The organism is Arthrobacter sp. M4 (assembly GCF_020251205.1).
Classification (GTDB): Bacteria; Actinomycetota; Actinomycetes; order Actinomycetales; family Micrococcaceae; genus Arthrobacter.
Window position 1 is genome coordinate 1 of record NZ_JAIWYX010000088.1, and the last position, 221, is coordinate 221.

General features: G+C 59.3%; 1 protein-coding gene. It reads right to left on the reverse strand.

The features are described 5' to 3' along the window. On the reverse strand, positions 1-221 hold a 221-nt coding region (locus LD110_RS23520), incomplete at both ends, for a hypothetical protein (protein ID WP_225502349.1).

Consider the following 221-nt stretch of genomic DNA (forward strand, 5'->3'; position numbering starts at 1 on the left):
CGGTACTGGTCGTGGGAGCCCTTAGTTTCCAGGTTCCCCGCCCCCGCCGCCGGCACCCCGTTCGACACCGACACCGGCAGACTCACATCAAAACTGTCTACTGTCAGCGGCATCAACGCAAACGAATACGTCCCCTGCACATCATTGGTGCCCACAAACTCCAGCGTGTACTGCCCCGCCGGAAGGTTGTCTATTTGTTTGTCGCCTTGGTAGCAGTAGCC